Annotated in this window: 15 protein-coding genes; 13 read left to right on the forward strand and 2 right to left on the reverse strand. The window is 73.5% G+C overall.

The annotated features are described in order from the left end of the window. From EBH09_RS18195 to EBH09_RS18215, 5 genes are all read left to right on the forward strand, one after another. The coding region (locus tag EBH09_RS18195) for a hypothetical protein (RefSeq protein WP_121748054.1) at positions 1-651 on the forward strand (651 nt) is incomplete at its 5' end. Between the two features lie 49 nt (positions 652-700). After that, positions 701-1,030: a rhodanese-like domain-containing protein gene (locus EBH09_RS18200; RefSeq protein ID WP_121748055.1), complete on the forward strand. Its 330-nt coding sequence runs from the start codon at positions 701-703 to the stop codon at positions 1,028-1,030. Positions 1,031-1,317: 287 nt separating this feature from the next. Then, positions 1,318-2,319 (forward strand): DUF5819 family protein, encoded by a 1,002-nt coding sequence (locus tag EBH09_RS18205; protein ID WP_238697353.1) that lies wholly within the window; start codon positions 1,318-1,320, stop codon positions 2,317-2,319. Beyond that, positions 2,316-3,590, forward strand: a complete 1,275-nt coding sequence (locus EBH09_RS18210; protein ID WP_121748056.1) for an HTTM domain-containing protein — start codon at positions 2,316-2,318, stop codon at positions 3,588-3,590. The genes EBH09_RS18205 and EBH09_RS18210 overlap by 4 nt, the downstream gene beginning before the upstream one ends. Further along, complete coding sequence (locus EBH09_RS18215; RefSeq protein WP_121748057.1) at positions 3,587-4,354, forward strand: TrmH family RNA methyltransferase; 768 nt, start codon at positions 3,587-3,589, stop codon at positions 4,352-4,354. Before EBH09_RS18210 ends, EBH09_RS18215 begins: the two co-directional genes overlap by 4 nt. Positions 4,355-4,363: 9 nt before the next feature. On the opposite strand, the gene paaN is transcribed toward EBH09_RS18215, so the two are convergent. Then, on the reverse strand, positions 4,364-6,055 hold the full coding sequence (gene paaN / locus EBH09_RS18220) for a phenylacetic acid degradation protein PaaN (RefSeq protein ID WP_121748058.1): 1,692 nt from the start codon (positions 6,053-6,055) through the stop codon (positions 4,364-4,366). 184 nt (positions 6,056-6,239) lie between these two features. On the opposite strand from paaN, the gene EBH09_RS18225 reads away from it, so the two are divergent. Both EBH09_RS18225 and EBH09_RS18230 read left to right on the forward strand, forming a co-directional pair. Then, on the forward strand, positions 6,240-7,754 hold the full coding sequence (locus EBH09_RS18225; RefSeq protein WP_121748059.1) for a 3-hydroxyacyl-CoA dehydrogenase: 1,515 nt from the start codon (positions 6,240-6,242) through the stop codon (positions 7,752-7,754). Continuing rightward, positions 7,751-8,353 (forward strand): TetR/AcrR family transcriptional regulator, encoded by a 603-nt coding sequence (locus EBH09_RS18230; RefSeq protein WP_121748060.1) that lies wholly within the window; start codon positions 7,751-7,753, stop codon positions 8,351-8,353. Before EBH09_RS18225 ends, EBH09_RS18230 begins: the two co-directional genes overlap by 4 nt. A 26-nt stretch (positions 8,354-8,379) precedes the next feature. Here EBH09_RS18230 and EBH09_RS18235 read toward each other — a convergent pair whose 3' ends face one another. Beyond that, positions 8,380-8,883 carry an Lrp/AsnC family transcriptional regulator gene (locus EBH09_RS18235; RefSeq protein WP_121748061.1) on the reverse strand — a complete coding sequence of 168 codons (504 nt, stop codon included), beginning with the start codon at positions 8,881-8,883 and terminating at the stop codon, positions 8,380-8,382. Between the two features lie 189 nt (positions 8,884-9,072). On the opposite strand from EBH09_RS18235, the gene pdhA reads away from it, so the two are divergent. The 6 genes from pdhA to EBH09_RS18265 all read left to right on the forward strand — a co-directional run. Continuing rightward, the gene (gene pdhA / locus EBH09_RS18240; RefSeq protein ID WP_121748062.1) at positions 9,073-10,254 is read left to right on the forward strand and encodes a pyruvate dehydrogenase (acetyl-transferring) E1 component subunit alpha; all 1,182 of its coding nucleotides are present in this window, start codon (positions 9,073-9,075) and stop codon (positions 10,252-10,254) included. After that, the gene (locus EBH09_RS18245) at positions 10,251-11,255 is read left to right on the forward strand and encodes an alpha-ketoacid dehydrogenase subunit beta (RefSeq protein WP_121748063.1); all 1,005 of its coding nucleotides are present in this window, start codon (positions 10,251-10,253) and stop codon (positions 11,253-11,255) included. Before pdhA ends, EBH09_RS18245 begins: the two co-directional genes overlap by 4 nt. Continuing rightward, on the forward strand, positions 11,255-12,667 hold the full coding sequence (locus EBH09_RS18250) for a dihydrolipoamide acetyltransferase family protein (RefSeq protein ID WP_121748064.1): 1,413 nt from the start codon (positions 11,255-11,257) through the stop codon (positions 12,665-12,667). The genes EBH09_RS18245 and EBH09_RS18250 overlap by 1 nt, the downstream gene beginning before the upstream one ends. Before the next feature lie 91 nt (positions 12,668-12,758). Further along, entirely contained in the window at positions 12,759-13,739 is a 981-nt protein-coding gene (locus EBH09_RS18255; protein WP_193776389.1) for an NTP transferase domain-containing protein, read from the forward strand. Continuing rightward, positions 13,736-15,199, forward strand: a complete 1,464-nt coding sequence (locus tag EBH09_RS18260; RefSeq protein WP_121748065.1) for a molybdopterin molybdotransferase MoeA — start codon at positions 13,736-13,738, stop codon at positions 15,197-15,199. The genes EBH09_RS18255 and EBH09_RS18260 overlap by 4 nt, the downstream gene beginning before the upstream one ends. Beyond that, a partial coding sequence (locus EBH09_RS18265) for a potassium channel family protein (protein ID WP_153182685.1) occupies positions 15,196-16,284 on the forward strand: 1,089 nt, incomplete at its 3' end. The genes EBH09_RS18260 and EBH09_RS18265, both read left to right, overlap by 4 nt.

Here is a 16,284-nt window from a genome sequence, read left to right on the forward strand (position 1 = left end):
CTCGGCCCGGTGTACGCGCGGCTCGAGGAACTGGAGGCGCAGATCCTGGAGGCCAGGGCGGCCGGCACCGGCGACGCCGAGGACCGCCGCCGGGCCGACGAGGCGCGGGCCCGGCTGATGCCGATCCCCGGGGTCGAGGAGCTGCTGAACGGCTGGATGGACGGGGACGGTCTGTTCCCGGAGGCCACGGCGATGCTGACGGACCAGGCGGTACGCCCGCCGCAGCGGGTGCGGCCCGGCGAGGAGGCGCGCAAGCTCTACCGCGAGCTGGTCCGCAAGGCCCACCCCGACCTGGCGCAGGAGGACGAGGAGCGGGCCCGGCGCGAGGAGTTCATCACCCGGGTCAACGCCGCCTACGCCCGTGGCGACGCGGCACAGTTGCGGGAGCTGGCGGAGGAGTGGGCCGCCGGTCCGGCGCCCGAGCGGCGCCCGAGCCGGGGCGAGGAGCTGTACGTCCGCCTCGAATGGCTCGACCGGCGCAAGGAGATGCTCACGCTGCTCGCCAAGGAGCTGGAGGAGAGCGCGATCGGGGCCATGCTCCGGCTCGCCCCCGACGACCCCGACCGGCTGCTGGAGGAGATCGCCGAGCAGTTGGCGACCCAGGTGCGGGAGCGGGAGGCCGAACTGGCGGCGGTGCTCGGCAAGGACTGAGCCGGGCGGGGGCTCGGGTAGCGTCTGGGGCATGAGTTTTGGAGCTGGTGTGCCCACGGTCGAGGTCACGGACCTCAAGGACGGCGATTTCCTGCTGGACGTCCGCGAGGACGACGAGTGGCAGGCCGGTCACGCCGCCGGGGCGCTGCACATTCCCATCAGCGAGTTCGTGGCCCGGTACGGTGAGCTGGCCGAGGCCGCGCCGCAGGACGCCCGGGTCCACGTGATCTGCCGCTCCGGCGGACGCTCGGCCCAGGTCACCATGTATCTGGCCCAGCAGGGAATCGACGCCGTGAACGTCGACGGCGGCATGCAGGTGTGGGCCGCGGCCGGCCGCCCGGTGGTGGACGGCAAGGGCGAGCCGGGGCACGTTCTCTAGGCCGCTCGGGTCGTCTCCGGACCGTGCCCCTCCGGGCTGCCCCCGGGGCGCCCCTCCGGATCGCCGCCGGATCGCCGCCGGATCGTCTCCGTGTCACCGCGGGCGCCCGTCGCGCGGTGACGATGTGGCGACGGCCACTGCGCGGTCGGTCCGCCCGGGGCTGTGCGGGCGGACAGTCCTGAGTACCGTTCCCGTTCGGACGCTGCCGAGCAGCCGCACGAGCGGCGCGCGGGTGAGCCCCGCGCCGGGGCGGGCGTACGACGGATCTGGGACCGGAACGGGGCGGAATGGACGCGTACGACACAGGCTCGGACGCCCCGCGGGGGCGGGACGAGCAGGGGGGACGGGGCGCACCGGATCAGCCGGATCGGCCGGATCACTCGGATCATCCGGATCACTCGGATCGGCCGGATCGGCGGGATCGGCCGGATCGGCCGGATCGGCCGGATCATCCGGATCATCCGGATCATCCGGATCGGCGGGATCACTCGGATCATCCGGATCACCTGGATCACCCGGATCACCTGGATCACTCGGATCACCCGGATCGGCCGGACGGGACCAGGACCGGGTCCGAGGCCGGCGCAGGAGACGGCCCCCGTACGGTCACCGCGGGGCCCCGCCAGGGGATCGCGGCGCCCCGTACCGGTATCTCCGCGCTCTCCCCGCGCTATCAGTTCGGTGCCGTGGTCGCCCTCGTGGTCGTCGCCGTCGCCGTCTGCGCCCACCTCGGCCTGGTGTTCCTGCACGTGGCACCGTCGAACACCCTCACCAAGCAGCACGGCGAGGCGGTGGACGAGTGGGTCTTCCCGGAGTTCGAACAGAACTGGAAGCTCTTCGCGCCCAACCCGCTCCAGCAGAACGTCTCCGTCCAGCTCCGGGCGGAGGTGAGCACGGCGGACGGCGCGATACGCACGACCGGCTGGTACGACCTGTCCGCCGAGGACGGCCGGGGCATCGACGGCAATCCGCTGCCGAGCCACACCCAGCAGAACGAGCTCCGCCGGGCCTGGGACTTCTTCGTCGCCACCCACGACTCCGACGACCGCCCGGTGGGCCTGCGGGGCACGCTGTCCGAGGACTATCTGCGCCGCATCGCCGTCCTGCGTCTGGACCGGAACGACGCCGCCGGGCCGGGGGGTGTCGTCGAGCGTGTCCAGTACCGTTCCCGGACCACCAACGTGGAGCCGCCCTCGTGGAGCGGGGAGAAGGTCTCCGGCCGGCCTGACTACCGTGAGCTGCCCTGGTGGCCGGTGGCTGCCGGTGAGAAGGAGGGGGACGCCGCGTGAACGGCATCGCCCTCTCGGTCTCCCGCGGCATCGCCCGCGTCACCGGCGCCGCGCTCGGCCCGTACCAGACCGCCGTGATCCGCATCGGCTTCGGCGCCACCTGGCTGCTCTTCCTGCTGCGTGAACTGCCCCACCGCCACGAGCTGTACGGTCCCGGGAGCCCCTGGGGCCACGACCTCGCCGAACAGCTGATCGCGGACAACGGCGCCTTCACGGTGCTGATGTGGTCCGACGGGCGGGTCTGGTTCGAGATCGTCTACGCGCTGGCCGTCCTGAGCAGTGTGCTGTTCCTGCTGGGCTGGCGGACCCGGACCATGTCCGTGATCTTCATGGTCGGTGTGCTCTCGCTGCAGAACCGCAGCGTCTTCATGGGGGACGGCGGCGACAACGTCCTGCACCTGATGAGCATCTACCTGGTGCTCACGCGCTGCGGCCAGGTGTGGTCGCTGGACGCGCGCCGGGCGCGGCGCGCGGACGGGGCACGCGCGCGTGGGGAGCGTGTCGTGGACCGGGCCGGGCCGGCGCTGTGGTGGGTGTTCGGCTTCGTGCTGATCACCCTGACGGTGACGGGCGGGCTGGACGGCGACTGGTTCGTTCCGGCGCTGCTGTGGGCGGTGTGGGCCGCGCAGGGCCTGTGGTGGGCCGTGGGGCGCTGGGCCGGTGGCGGTGAGCCGCGGATCCTGCTCGACGTGATCGCCAACATCGTGCACAACGGCGGGTTGGTCGTGATCATGGCCGAGGCCTGTCTGATCTACGCGACCGCGGGCTGGTACAAGATCCAGGGCTCGCGGTGGCAGGACGGCACCGCGGTCTACTACCCGCTCAACCTGGACTATTTCTCGCCCTGGCCCGCGCTCTCCGAGGCGCTGGCCGCCAACGGCACTATGGTCATGCTCATCACCTACGGCACGGTCGCCGTGCAGGTCGCGTTCCCCTTCACACTGTTCAACCGACGGGTCAAGAACGTGCTGCTGGCCGCCATGATGGCCGAGCACGCGGTGATCGCCGTGGTGCTGGGGCTGCCGTTCTTCTCGCTGGCGATGATCGCCGCGGACGCGGTCTTCCTGCCGACCTCCTTCCTGCGCCGGCTGGGCGGCTGGGCGGCACGCGCGCGTGCCGGGCTGCCGGGCCGGCTGCCGGCCGGCCGTGGCGACGGCGGTGGTGACGGCGGCGGTGACGGCCGTACGGGAGCGGTGCCCGGGCCCCGCTCCCGCAAGGCAGCGGAGAGCGACAAGGACCCCGGCCACACGCACGTAGGCTTCCGGACATGACCGACCCCGACCTCGACCCGTCGGCCGTCTGGCGCCGGCACGCCGGACCGTGCGTGCTGCTCGACGGGTTCCACGCCCTCAAGCACGCGCTGCGTTTCGGCGCCGAGGTCCCGGTGGCCGTCACCGCCGACCGCGCGGGCGCCCTGGCCCTCGCCGAGGAGCTGGCGCCCGACGTGCGGGACGCCATGGACGCTCTGCTGGCAGAGGTGCCGCAGGAGACGTACGCCTCCCTCGTGCCGCGGCCGCATCCCACCGCCGTGGCCGCCCTGGCCGTGCGGCCCTCGCGTACGGCCGGCCTGCGGGCGCTGGCGCACACGCCCCGCCGTACCCCCGTCGTGGTCCTCGACCAGCCGCGCAACCTCGGCAACGCGGGGGCGGTGATCCGGCTGGCCGCCGGTTTCGGGGCGACCGGTGTGGTCACCACGGGCACGCTTGATCCGTGGCATCCCACGGTGGTGCGCGGCGGGGCGGGGCTGCACTTCGCGACCGCCGTGGAACGGCTGGAGGTCGGGGAGCTGCCGCCGGGGCCGGTGTTCGCGCTGGACCCGGAGGGCGAGGACATCCGCGGGCTGAAGCTGCCGGACGACGCGCTGCTCGCGTTCGGCTCGGAGCGCGGCGGGCTGTCGCGGGAGCTGCGCGCGCGTGCCGACCATCTGGTGGCGCTGCCGATGCGCCCCCAGGTCTCCAGCTACAACCTCGCGACCAGTGTGGCCATGACGCTGTACCACTGGAGCGCCGCCGGGGGCGCACCGCACGCGCCCTAGCAGGCCTTTCTAGGCCTGTCGGCGGACCTCCACCACCCGGAAGCGGTTGGCCACGAAAGCCCCGTCGCACAGGGCGGCGTTGGCCGCCGGGTTGCCGCCCGAGCCGTGGAAGTCGGAGAAGGCGGCCGTCTGGTTGACGTACACCCCGCCGGTGAGGTTCAGGGACAGCTGGGCCGCCTCCTCCAGGCAGGCCTCCTGCACGGACTGCTCGACCTCCGCGTCGGTCGTGTAGGCGCCCACCGTCATCGCGCCCTTCTCCCGGACGCTGTGCCGCAGCAGCTCCACGGCGTGCTGTGCGGAGTCGACGGCGACGGCGAAGGAGACCGGGCCGAAGCACTCGCTGGTGTAGGCGGCCTCGTCGTCGGGCTTGGCGCCGTCCAGCTTGACGATGACCGGGGTGCGCACGACCGCGTCCGGGAAGTCCGGGTTGGCCACCTCGCGGGAGGCCAGGGCGACCTCGCCGAGGCCGGCGGCGGCCTCCAGACGGGCCTTGACGTCCGGGTTGACGATCGCGCCGAGCAGGGCGTTCGCGCGGGCGTCGTCGCCGAGGAGTCCGTCGACGGCCCGCGCCAGGTCCGCGGTCACCTCGTCGTAGGTCTTGGGGCCCTGGTCGGTGCGGATGCCGTCGCGGGGGATGAGCAGGTTCTGCGGGGTGGTGCACATCTGGCCGCTGTAGAGGGAGAGGGAGAAGGCCAGGTTGGCGAGCATCCCCTTGTAGTCGTCGGTGGAGTCGACGATCACCGTGTTGACGCCGGCCTTCTCGGTGAAGACCTGCGCCTGGCGGGCGTTGGCCTCCAGCCAGTCGCCGAAGGAGGTGGAGCCGGTGTAGTCGATGATCCGGATCTCGGGGCGGGTCGCCAGGGCCTTGGCGATGCCCTCGCCGGGGCGCTCGGCGGCCAGCGCGACCAGGTTCGGGTCGAAACCGGCCTCGGCGAGGACGTCGCGGGCGACCCGCACGGTGAGCGCGAGCGGCAGCACCGCGCGCGGGTGGGGCTTGACCAGGACGGCGTTGCCGGTGGCGAGGGAGGCGAACAGGCCCGGGTAGCCGTTCCAGGTCGGGAAGGTGTTGCAGCCGATGACGAGGCCGATACCGCGCGGGACCGGCGTGAACTGCTTGGTCATCGCGAGCGGGTCGCGCTTGCCCTGCGGCTTGGTCCACTCCGCCGTGTCGGGGGTGCGGACCTGCTCCACGTACGCGTAGGCCACGGCCTCCATGCCGCGGTCCTGCGCGTGCGGGCCGCCCGCCTGGAAGGCCATCATGAAGGCCTGCCCGGAGGTGTGCATGACCGCCTGGGCGAACTCCATCGTCCGGTCGGCGATCCGCCGGAGGATCTCCAGGCAGACCATCGCGCGCAGCTCCGCGCCGGCGTCCCGCCACGCCTTCTGGCCGGCCTTCATGGCGGGCAGCAGCACGTCGAGGTCCGCGTGCGGGTACTCCACGCCCAGCTCGACGCCGTACGGGGAGACCTCGCCGCCTACCCAGTCGTCGGTGCCGGGCTGGCCGAGGTCGAGGCGGGTGCCGAGCAGGGCGTCGAAGGCGGCCTTGCCCGCGGCCATGTCCAGACTGCCGTTCTCCCCGTAGGCCTTGGGGTGCTCGGGGTGGGGGGACCAGTACGCGCGCGTGCGGATCGTCTCCAGCGCCAGGTCCAGGGTCGGCCGGTGCTGGGCGATCAGCTGGTGTGCGGTGAGTTCGGCGGCCATGCGGGACCAACTCCTCGTCTCTCACGGACTCGCCGTCGACTCCTCGTCGACGCTTCGTCGAGTCCGTGGACCTGGGGGAAACCTGGGCAGAAACAGGCGGACACGGCTAGAGTAACCGAACGATCGGTCGGGACAAGGGGGACCGCCGCATCTGTGGAAAACCCCGTGCGGGAGGATCGCGCACATGACAGCACTCGACCTCAGCAGCGCCGTGGCCGTCGTCGGCACCGGCACCATGGGCCAGGGCATCGCCCAGGTGGCGCTGGTCGCGGGCCATCCCGTACGGCTGTACGACGCCGTCCCCGGGCGGGCCCGGGAAGCGGCCGACGCGATCGGCGCCCGGCTCGACCGCCTCGTCGAGAAGGAACGGCTCACCGGCGCCGAGCGGGACGCCGCCCGTGCCCGGCTCGGGTCCGCAGAGACCCTCGCCGACCTCGCCGACTGCGCGCTGGTCGTCGAGGCGGTCCTGGAACGGCTGGACGTCAAGCAGGAGCTGTTCCGGGCGCTGGAGGAGGTCGTCGGCGACGACTGCCTGCTCGCCACCAACACCTCCTCCCTGTCCGTCACCGCCATCGGCGGCGCGCTCCGCGCCCCCGGCCGCTTTGTCGGCCTGCACTTCTTCAACCCCGCGCCGCTGCTGCCGCTGGTGGAGGTGGTCTCCGGGTTCGCCACCGACCCCGCGTCGGCCACGCGCGCGTACGAGACGGCCCGCGCCTGGGGGAAGACCCCGGTCGCCTGCGCCGACACCCCCGGGTTCGTCGTCAACCGCGTCGCCCGGCCCTTCTACGCCGAGGCCCTCGCGGTCCACGAGCTGCGGGCCGCCGACCCGGCCACCGTCGACGCCGTGCTGCGCGAGTCCGGCGGCTTCAGGATGGGCGCCTTCGAGCTGACCGACCTGATCGGGCAGGACGTCAACGAGTCCGTCACGCACTCCGTGTGGCAGGCGTTCTTCCAGGACGCGCGCTTCACGCCGTCGCTGGCCCAGCGCCGCCTGGTCGAGTCCGGCCGGCTCGGCCGCAAGAGCGGGCAGGGCTGGTACGACTACCGGGACGGCGCCGAGCGGCCGGAGCCGCACACCGCCGAACCCGCCGACCGGCCCGCGTACGTCGTCGCCGAGGGGGACCTCGGACCGGCCGGCGAGCTGCCCGCGCTGATCCGCGCGGCGGGCATCGAGGTCCGCGAGGAGGGCGGGGGCAGCGGGTCGCTCGTGCTGCCCGGCGGCGGCCGGCTCCTCCTCGCCGACGGGCAGACCTCGGCCGAGCTCGGCGGTGCCATCCACTTCGACCTCGCCCTCGACTACCGGCGGGCCGCCCGTATCGCCCTCGCGCCCTCGGAGACCACCTCGCCCCGGGCCCTCGCCGAGGCCACCGGCCTCTTCCAGGCGCTCGGGAAGAAGGTCAGCGTCGTCGGCGACGTGCCCGGCATGATCGTGGCGCGGACGGTCGCGCGGATCGTCGACCTGGCGTACGACGCGGTCGCCCGGGGCGTGGCCTCGGCGGAGGACGTCGACACCGCGATGCGCCTCGGCGTGAACTACCCGCTCGGCCCGGTCGAGTGGGGCCGACAGCTGGGCCTGTGGTGGGTGTACGAGCTGCTGGGTGAGCTGCACGAACGCGAGCCCTCCGGGCGCCACGCCCCGTCCCTCGCGCTCCGCCGTCACACGCACGCCTCCGACGCAGGGGAGGGCACCCCCTCATGAGCACCGCCAAGCGCGACACCTACACGCCCGAGACGCTGCTCTCCGTCGCCGTGCAGGTCTTCATCGAGCGCGGCTACGACGGCACCTCCATGGAGCACCTCTCCAGGGCGGCCGGTATCTCCAAGTCGTCGATCTACCACCACGTCACGGGCAAGGAGGAGCTGTTGCGCCGGGCCGTGAGCCGGGCCCTGGACGAGCTCTTCGGGATTCTCGACGAGGAGCACGCGAGCGTGGGGTCCGCCGCCGAGCGGCTGGAGTACGTCGTGCGGCGCATGGTCGAGGTACTCATGGCCGAACTGCCGTACGTCACGCTGCTGCTGCGGGTGCGCGGCAACACCGGCACCGAGCGGTGGGCGCTGGAGCGGCGGCGCGAGTTCGACCACCGGGTCGCCGACCTGCTGAAGGCCGCGGCGGCAGAGGGGGACGTGCGCGCGGACGTGGAGGTGCGGCTCGCGACGCGCCTGGTCTTCGGCATGATCAACTCGATCGTGGAGTGGTACCGGCCCGAGGGCCCCGACGGCCGCGGCGGCGCGGGTGAGCGCGAAGTGGTCGACGCGGTGGCGCGGCTGGTCTTCGGAGGTCTGCGCAAGGCGTCCTGAGCGGGTACTCGGCTCCGGCCCGGCGGTCAGCTCTGCGGTTCCAGGTCCTCGGTCTCGAACACCAGCAGGGTGCGTGTGCTGAGCACCTCCGGGATGGCCTGGAGGCGGGTGAGCACCAGCTCGCGCAGGGCCCGGTTGTCCGGGGTGTGCACCAGCAGCAGGACGTCGAAGTCACCGCCCACCAGGGCGATGTGCGAGGCTCCGGGGAGCTGGCGGAGCTGCGCGCGGACCGTGCGCCAGGAGTTCTGCACGATCTTCAGGGTGATGTACGCAGAGGTGCCGTGCCCGGCGCGTTCGTGGTCGACGCGGGCGCCGAAGCCACGGATGACGCCGTCCTCGACGAGCCGGTTGATGCGCGCGTAGGCGTTCGCGCGCGAGACGTGCACCCGCTCGGCCACCGAGCGTATCGAGGCGCGGCCGTCCGCCTGGAGCATGCGCAGGATGTCCTGATCGATGGCGTCCAGCGGGCGCGGGGGCGGCGGGGTGCCGGCGTCGTCCGGGCTACCGGCTTCTTCCGGGCGTTCGGCCATTTGTTCAGATGCCATGTGCCCCCGCCTTCCTCCCATGGACGTACTGCGTCCATCTCAGGCTGTGGAGAACCGTTTGTCCACAGCCTGGGGCCGCCTGTAGCCAAAATGTGCCGGCGACCGAACAATCGGTAGGTGAGGCCCGTCACACCCGTGGCGAGCCGACAGCCGCTCCCACGAGGAGGTGCCGTCATGACGGTCATGGAGCAGCGGGGCGCTTACCGGCCCACACCGCCGCCCGCCTGGCAGCCCCGTACCGACCCCGCGCCGCTGCTGCCCGACGCGGAGCCGTACCGCATCCTCGGCACGAAGGCCGCCGAGCAGGCCGACCCCGAGCTGCTGCGCACGCTGTACGCCCGGCTGGTCGCCGGCCGGCGCTACAACGCGCAGGCCACGGCGCTGACCAAGCAGGGCCGGCTGGCCGTCTACCCCTCCAGCACCGGTCAGGAGGCCTGCGAGGTCGCCGCCGCGCTGGCCCTCCAGGAGCGGGACTGGCTCTTCCCCAGCTACCGCGACACGCTCGCCGTCGTCGCCCGCGGGGTCGACCCCGTCGAGGCCCTCACCCTGCTGCGCGGCGACTGGCACACCGGCTACGACCCCTACGAGCACCGGGTCGCGCCCCTGTCCACGCCGCTGGCCACCCAGCTCCCGCACGCCGTCGGTCTCGCGCACGCCGCCCGGCTCAAGGGCGACGACGTGGTCGCGCTCGCCATGGTCGGCGACGGCGGCACCAGCGAGGGCGACTTCCACGAGGCGCTGAACTTCGCGGCCGTCTGGCGGGCACCGGTCGTCTTCCTCGTGCAGAACAACGGCTTCGCGATCTCCGTTCCGCTCGCCAAGCAGACCGCGGCCCCGTCGCTGGCCCACAAGGCCGTCGGCTACGGCATCCCCGGCCGCCTGGTCGACGGCAACGACGCCGCCGCCGTGCACGAGGTCCTGTCCGACGCCGTGCGCCACGCGCGCGCGGGCGGCGGTCCCACGCTGGTGGAGGCGGTGACGTACCGCGTCGAGGCGCACACCAACGCCGACGACGCGACGCGCTACCGGGGCGACGCCGAGGTCGAGACCTGGCGCCGGCACGACCCGATCGAACTGCTCCAGCGGGAGCTGACCGAGCGCGGTCTGCTCGACGAGGAGGGCGTCCGGGCCGCCCGCGACGACGCCGAGACCATGGCGGCCGACCTGCGCGCCCGCATGAACCAGGACCCGGAGCTGGACCCCATGGACCTGTTCGACCACGTCTACGCCGAGCCCACGCCACAGCTGCGCGAGCAGCGTGACCTGCTGCGGGCGGAGCTGGCGGCGGCGGCCGAGGCGGAGGCCGGGACGGAGACCGGGGCCGCGTCCGGGGCGCCCGAAGGGGGACACCGATGACCACTGTCGCCGTCAAGCCGGCCACCATGGCGCAGGCCCTCACGCGCGCGCTGCGCGACGCCATGGCCGCCGACCCGAGCGTGCACGTCCTGGGCGAGGACGTGGGCACCCTCGGCGGCGTCTTCCGGGTCACCGACGGACTCGCCGCGGAGTTCGGCGAGGACCGCTGCACGGACACCCCGCTCGCCGAGGCCGGCATCCTCGGCACGGCCGTGGGCATGGCGATGTACGGACTGCGCCCGGTCGTGGAGATGCAGTTCGACGCCTTCGCCTACCCGGCGTTCGAGCAGGTCGTCAGCCACGTCACCAAGATGCGCAACCGCACCCGCGGCAGGATGCCCCTGCCGCTGACCATCCGCGTCCCCTACGGCGGCGGCATCGGCGGCGTCGAGCACCACAGCGACTCGTCCGAGGCGTACTACATGGCGACTCCGGGGCTCCATGTCGTCACGCCCGCGACCGTCGCCGACGCCTACGGGCTGCTGCGCCGGGCCATCGCCTCCGACGATCCGGTGGTCTTCCTCGAACCCAAGCGTCTGTACTGGTCGAAGGACGCCTGGAACCCCGAGGAGCCGGCACCCGTTGAACCGGTGGGCCGCGCGGTGGTGCGGCGCTCGGGCAGGAGCGCCACACTCATCACGTACGGACCGTCGCTGGTCGCCTGCATGGAGGCGGCCGAGGCGGCCCGGGCCGAGGGCTGGGACCTCGAAGTCGTCGATCTGCGCTCCCTGGTGCCGTTCGACGACGAGACGGTGTGCGCTTCGGTGCGGCGGACGGGACGCGCGGTCGTCGTCCACGAGTCGGGTTCCTTCGGGGGCCCGGGCGGGGAGATCGCGGCCCGGGTCACGGAGCGCTGCTTCCACCACCTGGAGGCACCGGTGCTGCGTGTGGCCGGGTTCGACATCCCGTATCCGCCGCCGATGCTGGAGCGTCACCACCTGCCCGGTGTGGACCGGATCCTGGACGCCGTTGGGCGCCTGCAGTGGGAGGCCGAAAGCTGATGGCACACGCTTCTGATGGGCGCAGCCTGGAGTTCAAGCTCCCCGACCTCGGTGAGGGGCTCACCGAGGCGGAGATCGTGCGCTGGATGGTCGAGGTCGGCGACGTCGTGGCCGTCGACCAGCCGGTCGTCGAGGTCGAGACGGCCAAGGCGATGGTCGAGGTGCCCTGCCCCTACGGGGGCGTGGTCACCGCCCGCTTCGGCGAGGAGGGCTCGGAGCTGCCCGTCGGAGCGCCGCTGCTGACGGTGGCGGTGGGCGGGGCTCCCGCCGGCCTCCCGGCGCGGGACTCGGACACCGGCGGTGAGGCGGTGGAGCCGGCGCGGGCCGAGGATCCGGAGGCCGGGCAGGCGGAGGCCGGGGGCTCGGGCAACGTCCTCGTCGGATACGGCACCTCCGAGGCGCCCGCGCGCCGGCGCCGGGTACGGCCGGACCGGCGCCCGGGCACCGCTGCGGCGACCGGGCTGGTGAACGGCCGGGGCCGTACCGCGGACCCGGTGGACGGCCCCGTCCCCGTCATCTCCCCGCTGGTGCGCAGGCTGGCCCGGCAGAACGACCTGGACCTGCGCGAGCTGACCGGCTCCGGCCCGGAGGGGCTGATCCTGCGGGCGGACGTGGAGTACGCGCTGCGCGCCGCCGCCGCGCACGGCGGCCGTAGGGCGGTCCGGGAGGGGCAGGCCGACACCACCGGGGCGTCGGCACCCGTGTCCTCCGCCGCGCGTTCCGGCGGTGTCCGCACCCCCCTCAAGGGCGTCCGCGGCGCCGTCGCCGACAAGCTCTCCCGCAGCCGGCGCGAGATCCCGGACGCGACCTGCTGGGTGGACGCCGACGCGACCGAGCTGATGCGGGCGCGCACGGCCATGAACGCGGCGGGCGGGCCGAGGATCTCCCTCGTCGCGCTGCTGGCCCGGATCTGCACGGCCGCCCTGGCCCGCTTCCCGGAGCTGAACTCCACGGTCGACACGGAGGCCCGCGAGGTCGTCAGGTTCGACCACGTCCACCTCGGTTTCGCGGCGCAGACCGACCGGGGGCTGGTCGTGCCGGTCGTCCGGGACGCGCACGCTCGGGACGCCGAGGCGCTCACCGCCGAGTTCGCCCGGCTGACCGAGGCGGCCCGGGCCGGCGGACTGACGCCCGGTGAGCTGACCGGCGGCACCTTCACGTTGAACAACTACGGCGTCTTCGGCGTCGACGGCTCCACGCCGATCATCAATCACCCCGAGGCGGCCATGCTCGGCGTCGGCCGCATCGTCCCCAAACCGTGGGTGCACGAGGGTGAGTTGGCGGTGCGTCAGGTCGTCCAGCTGTCGCTCACCTTCGACCACCGGGTGTGCGACGGCGGCACGGCGGGCGGTTTCCTGCGGTACGTGGCGGACTGCGTCGAACAGCCGGCGGTGCTGCTGCGGACCCTGTGACGGGCGTCCGACGACGACGCCGGTCGGCACACTCCGATAGCGCGGGCTCCCCCGCGTTCCCTGTGATCGCCCGGCAACGCATACTCGGGGGGTGACCGCGTACGAGCCCTCCGGTGATCCCGGCGCCGGCACCGGCCCCACGCCGGGTCCGGCCCCCGTCGGGTACGACGCCGTCGTGCTCGCCGGCGGGGCCGCGCGGCGGCTCGGCGGCGCCGACAAACCCGGCCTCCGTGTGGGCGGACGCGCGCTGCTGGACCGGGTGCTCGCCGCCTGCGCCGGAGCGCGGACGACCGTCGTGGTCGCCGACCCGCGGCCCACCGCGCGCCCGGTGACCTGGGCGCGGGAGGACCCGCCCGGTGGCGGACCGCTCGCCGCCCTCGCCGCAGGTCTGCGGCACACCACTGCCGAGCACGTCGTGGTGGTCTCCGCCGACCTGCCGTTCCTCGCCGGGCCCACGGTCGGACGGCTGCTGTCGGTCCTCGCCGCGAGCGACGCCGAAGGCGCGCTGCTCACCGACGTCGAAGGCCGCGACCAACCCCTCGTCGCCGCCTACCGTGCGTCCGCGCTGCGCCGCGAACTGGCCGCGCTCGCCCGGGACCGTGCGGACCGTGCGGACCTCACCGGGCTGCCTCTGCGTCGGCTCACCGGCGCGCTCCGCCTCACCCGTGTCCCCGACGCCGTCGCCTCCTTCGACTGCGACACCTGGGACGACATCGCCACCGCAAGGGCACGCATCAGGGAGCATGGTCACGTGTTGGACGAATGGATTACCGCAGCCAAGGACGAGTTGGGCATCGACCTCGACGTCGACACCGGCGTTCTGCTCGACCTCGCCCGGGACGCCGCCCACGGGGTGGCCAGGCCGGCGGCCCCGCTGACCACCTTCCTCGTCGGCTACGCGGCCGGGCGGGCCCAAGGAGGCCCCGAAGCCGTCGCCGAGGCCGCCCGCAAGGCCGCCGCCCTCGCCCAGCGCTGGGCCGAGGAGGCCGCCGAAGCCGAGTCCGCCCCCGCGGCGGGCAAGCCCGACGTGGCTCCGGACGCCACCCCTGACACCCGCCCGGACGCGCGATGACCTCCCACGGCACACGGACCGACGAGGAAGCCGAAGACCTCGACGTCGAGGAGGCGCTCGCTCTCGTGAAGGAGAATCCCGGCCCGTCCGGCCCGCCCCACGGCGACCACGACCACGCGGCGAAGAACGCGCACGCCACGCCCCACCGCGACCACGGTCATCACGGCGACCACAGTCATCGCGGAGCTCACGGACCCCACGGAGCCCACGGGCCCCACGGCGACCCGCACAAGCAGGCCGACTCCCACCACCGTGCGACGCCCTGGCCCGAGGCCCGGGCGACCGCCGAGCACGCCGCCCGGACCGCCGTCCGTGCCGCCCGCCGCGCACCGCTCGCCGCGCCCCTCGACGCGGCCCTGGGTCTCACCCTGGCCGCGCCACTCACCGCCCTGACCGACCTGCCCTCCTTCGACACCTCCGCGATGGACGGCTGGGCCGTCGCCGGCCCGGGCCCCTGGACGGTGCGCGACGAGGACGTCCTGGCCGGACACGCGGAACCCGCGCCCCTCACCGACGGCGAGGCCGCCCGTATCGCCACCGGCGCCCGCGTCCCCCTGGACACCACAGCCGTACTGCGCACCGAGCACGGCCGTACCGACGGCAGGGACCGGCTGCAGGCGACCCGGGAGGTCGTCCACGGCCAGGACATCCGCCCGCGCGGGCAGGAGTGCCGCAGCGGCGACCAGTTGCTGCCCGTCGGCACCCTGGTGACGCCGGCCGTGCTGGGCCTCGCGGCAGCCGCCGGCTACGACAGCGTCACCGCGGTCCCCCGCCCACGCGTCGACGTACTCGTCCTCGGCGACGAACTGCTCACCGAGGGCCGACCGCACGACGGCCTCATCCGGGACGCGCTCGGCCCGATGCTGCCGCCGTGGCTGCGGGCCCTGGGCGCCGAGGTCCGCGCGGTCCGCCGGATCGGGGACGACGCCGAGGCCCTGCACCGCGCCGTCACCACCTCCGACGCCGACCTGGTCATCACGACCGGCGGCACCGCCGCGGGCCCCGTCGACCACGTCCACCCGGTCCTGAGCCGCATCGGCGCCGAACTCCTCGTGGACGGCGTCATGGTGCGCCCGGGCCACCCCATGCTGCTGGCCCGGCTCAAGGACGACCAGCATCTCGTCGGCCTGCCCGGCAACCCGCTCGCCGCCGTCTCCGGACTGCTCACGCTCGCCGAACCGCTGCTGCGCACCCTCGCCGCCCGCCCGGCGCCCGAGCCGTACACGCTGCCGCTGCGGGACGCGGTGCACGGGCATCCGTACGACACCCGGCTCGTCCCCGTCGTGCTGCGCGGCGACGGTGCCGTGCCGCTGCACTACAACGGCCCGGCCATGCTGCGCGGCATCGCGGCCGCCGACGCCCTGGCCGTCGTACCCCCGGGCGGGTCTCGTCCGGGCCAGGAGGCCGAGCTGCTCGACCTGCCCTGGGCCACCGGCGGAATCGGAGTGTGTTTCACGTGAAACTCCCGGGCCAGGACGCGATCGCCCGCCAGGCGGACGAACACCTCGTGACCCATCGGGTGAAACTCCCGAGGAAGCTGGTGGAGCACCCGATCCGCCAGGTCGGCAAACGGCTGTCCATGGCCCTCGTGGTCCTCCTGGCGACGGCGTTCATCGTCTATGCCGACGCCGACGGTTACAACGACAACTCGGACGGCTCCGTCGACCTCCTCGACGCCTTCTACTACGCCACCGTCACCCTCTCCACCACCGGGTACGGCGACATCACGCCCGTCAGCGACGCGGCCCGGCTGACCAACATCTTCGTCATCACACCGCTGCGCGTGATGTTCCTGATCATCCTGGTCGGTACCACGTTGGAAGCCCTCACCGAGCGCACGCGGGATGAGTGGCGCCTGAACCGCTGGAGGTCCACCTTGCGCGATCACACCGTCGTCGTCGGCTTCGGTACCAAGGGACGGTCGGCGATCCAGACCGTCTGTGCGACCGGGCTGCGCAAGGAGCAGGTCGTCGTTGTCGATCCCAGCGGGAAGGCCATCGAGGCCGCGACGGCCCACGGCTACGCGGGCGTGGTCGGTGACGCGACGCGCAGCGACGTGCTGAACCGCGCCGAGGTGTACCGGGCGAAGCAGATCATCATCGCCACCCAGCGCGACGACACGGCCGTACTGGTGACGCTCACGGCCCGGCAGCTCAACCGCGGAGCCAAGATCGTGGTCGCGGTCCGCGAGGAGGAGAACGCGCCGCTGCTGAAGCAGTCCGGCGCCGACGCCGTGATCACCAGCGCCAGCGCCGCGGGCCGCCTGCTCGGGCTCTCCGTGCTCAGCCCCGCCGCCGGCATGGTCATGGAGGACCTCATCAGCCAGGGCAGCGGCCTCGACCTCGTCGAGCGGCCGGTCATAAAGGCCGAGGTCGGCAGGAGCCCGCGCGAGACGGACGACCTGGTGGTCAGCGTCGTGCGCGGACACCGGGTGCTCGGCTACGACGACCCGGTCGTCGGCGGACTGGAGCTGACGGACCGCCTGATCACGATCGTGCGTGCGACGCCGGCCACCCATGTGGCCCCCGACGCCCGCCCGCTGCCC

The sequence above is a fragment of the Streptomyces sp. E2N166 genome (assembly GCF_003671715.1).
In the GTDB taxonomy this organism is placed as follows: Bacteria; Actinomycetota; Actinomycetes; order Streptomycetales; family Streptomycetaceae; genus Streptomyces; species Streptomyces thinghirensis.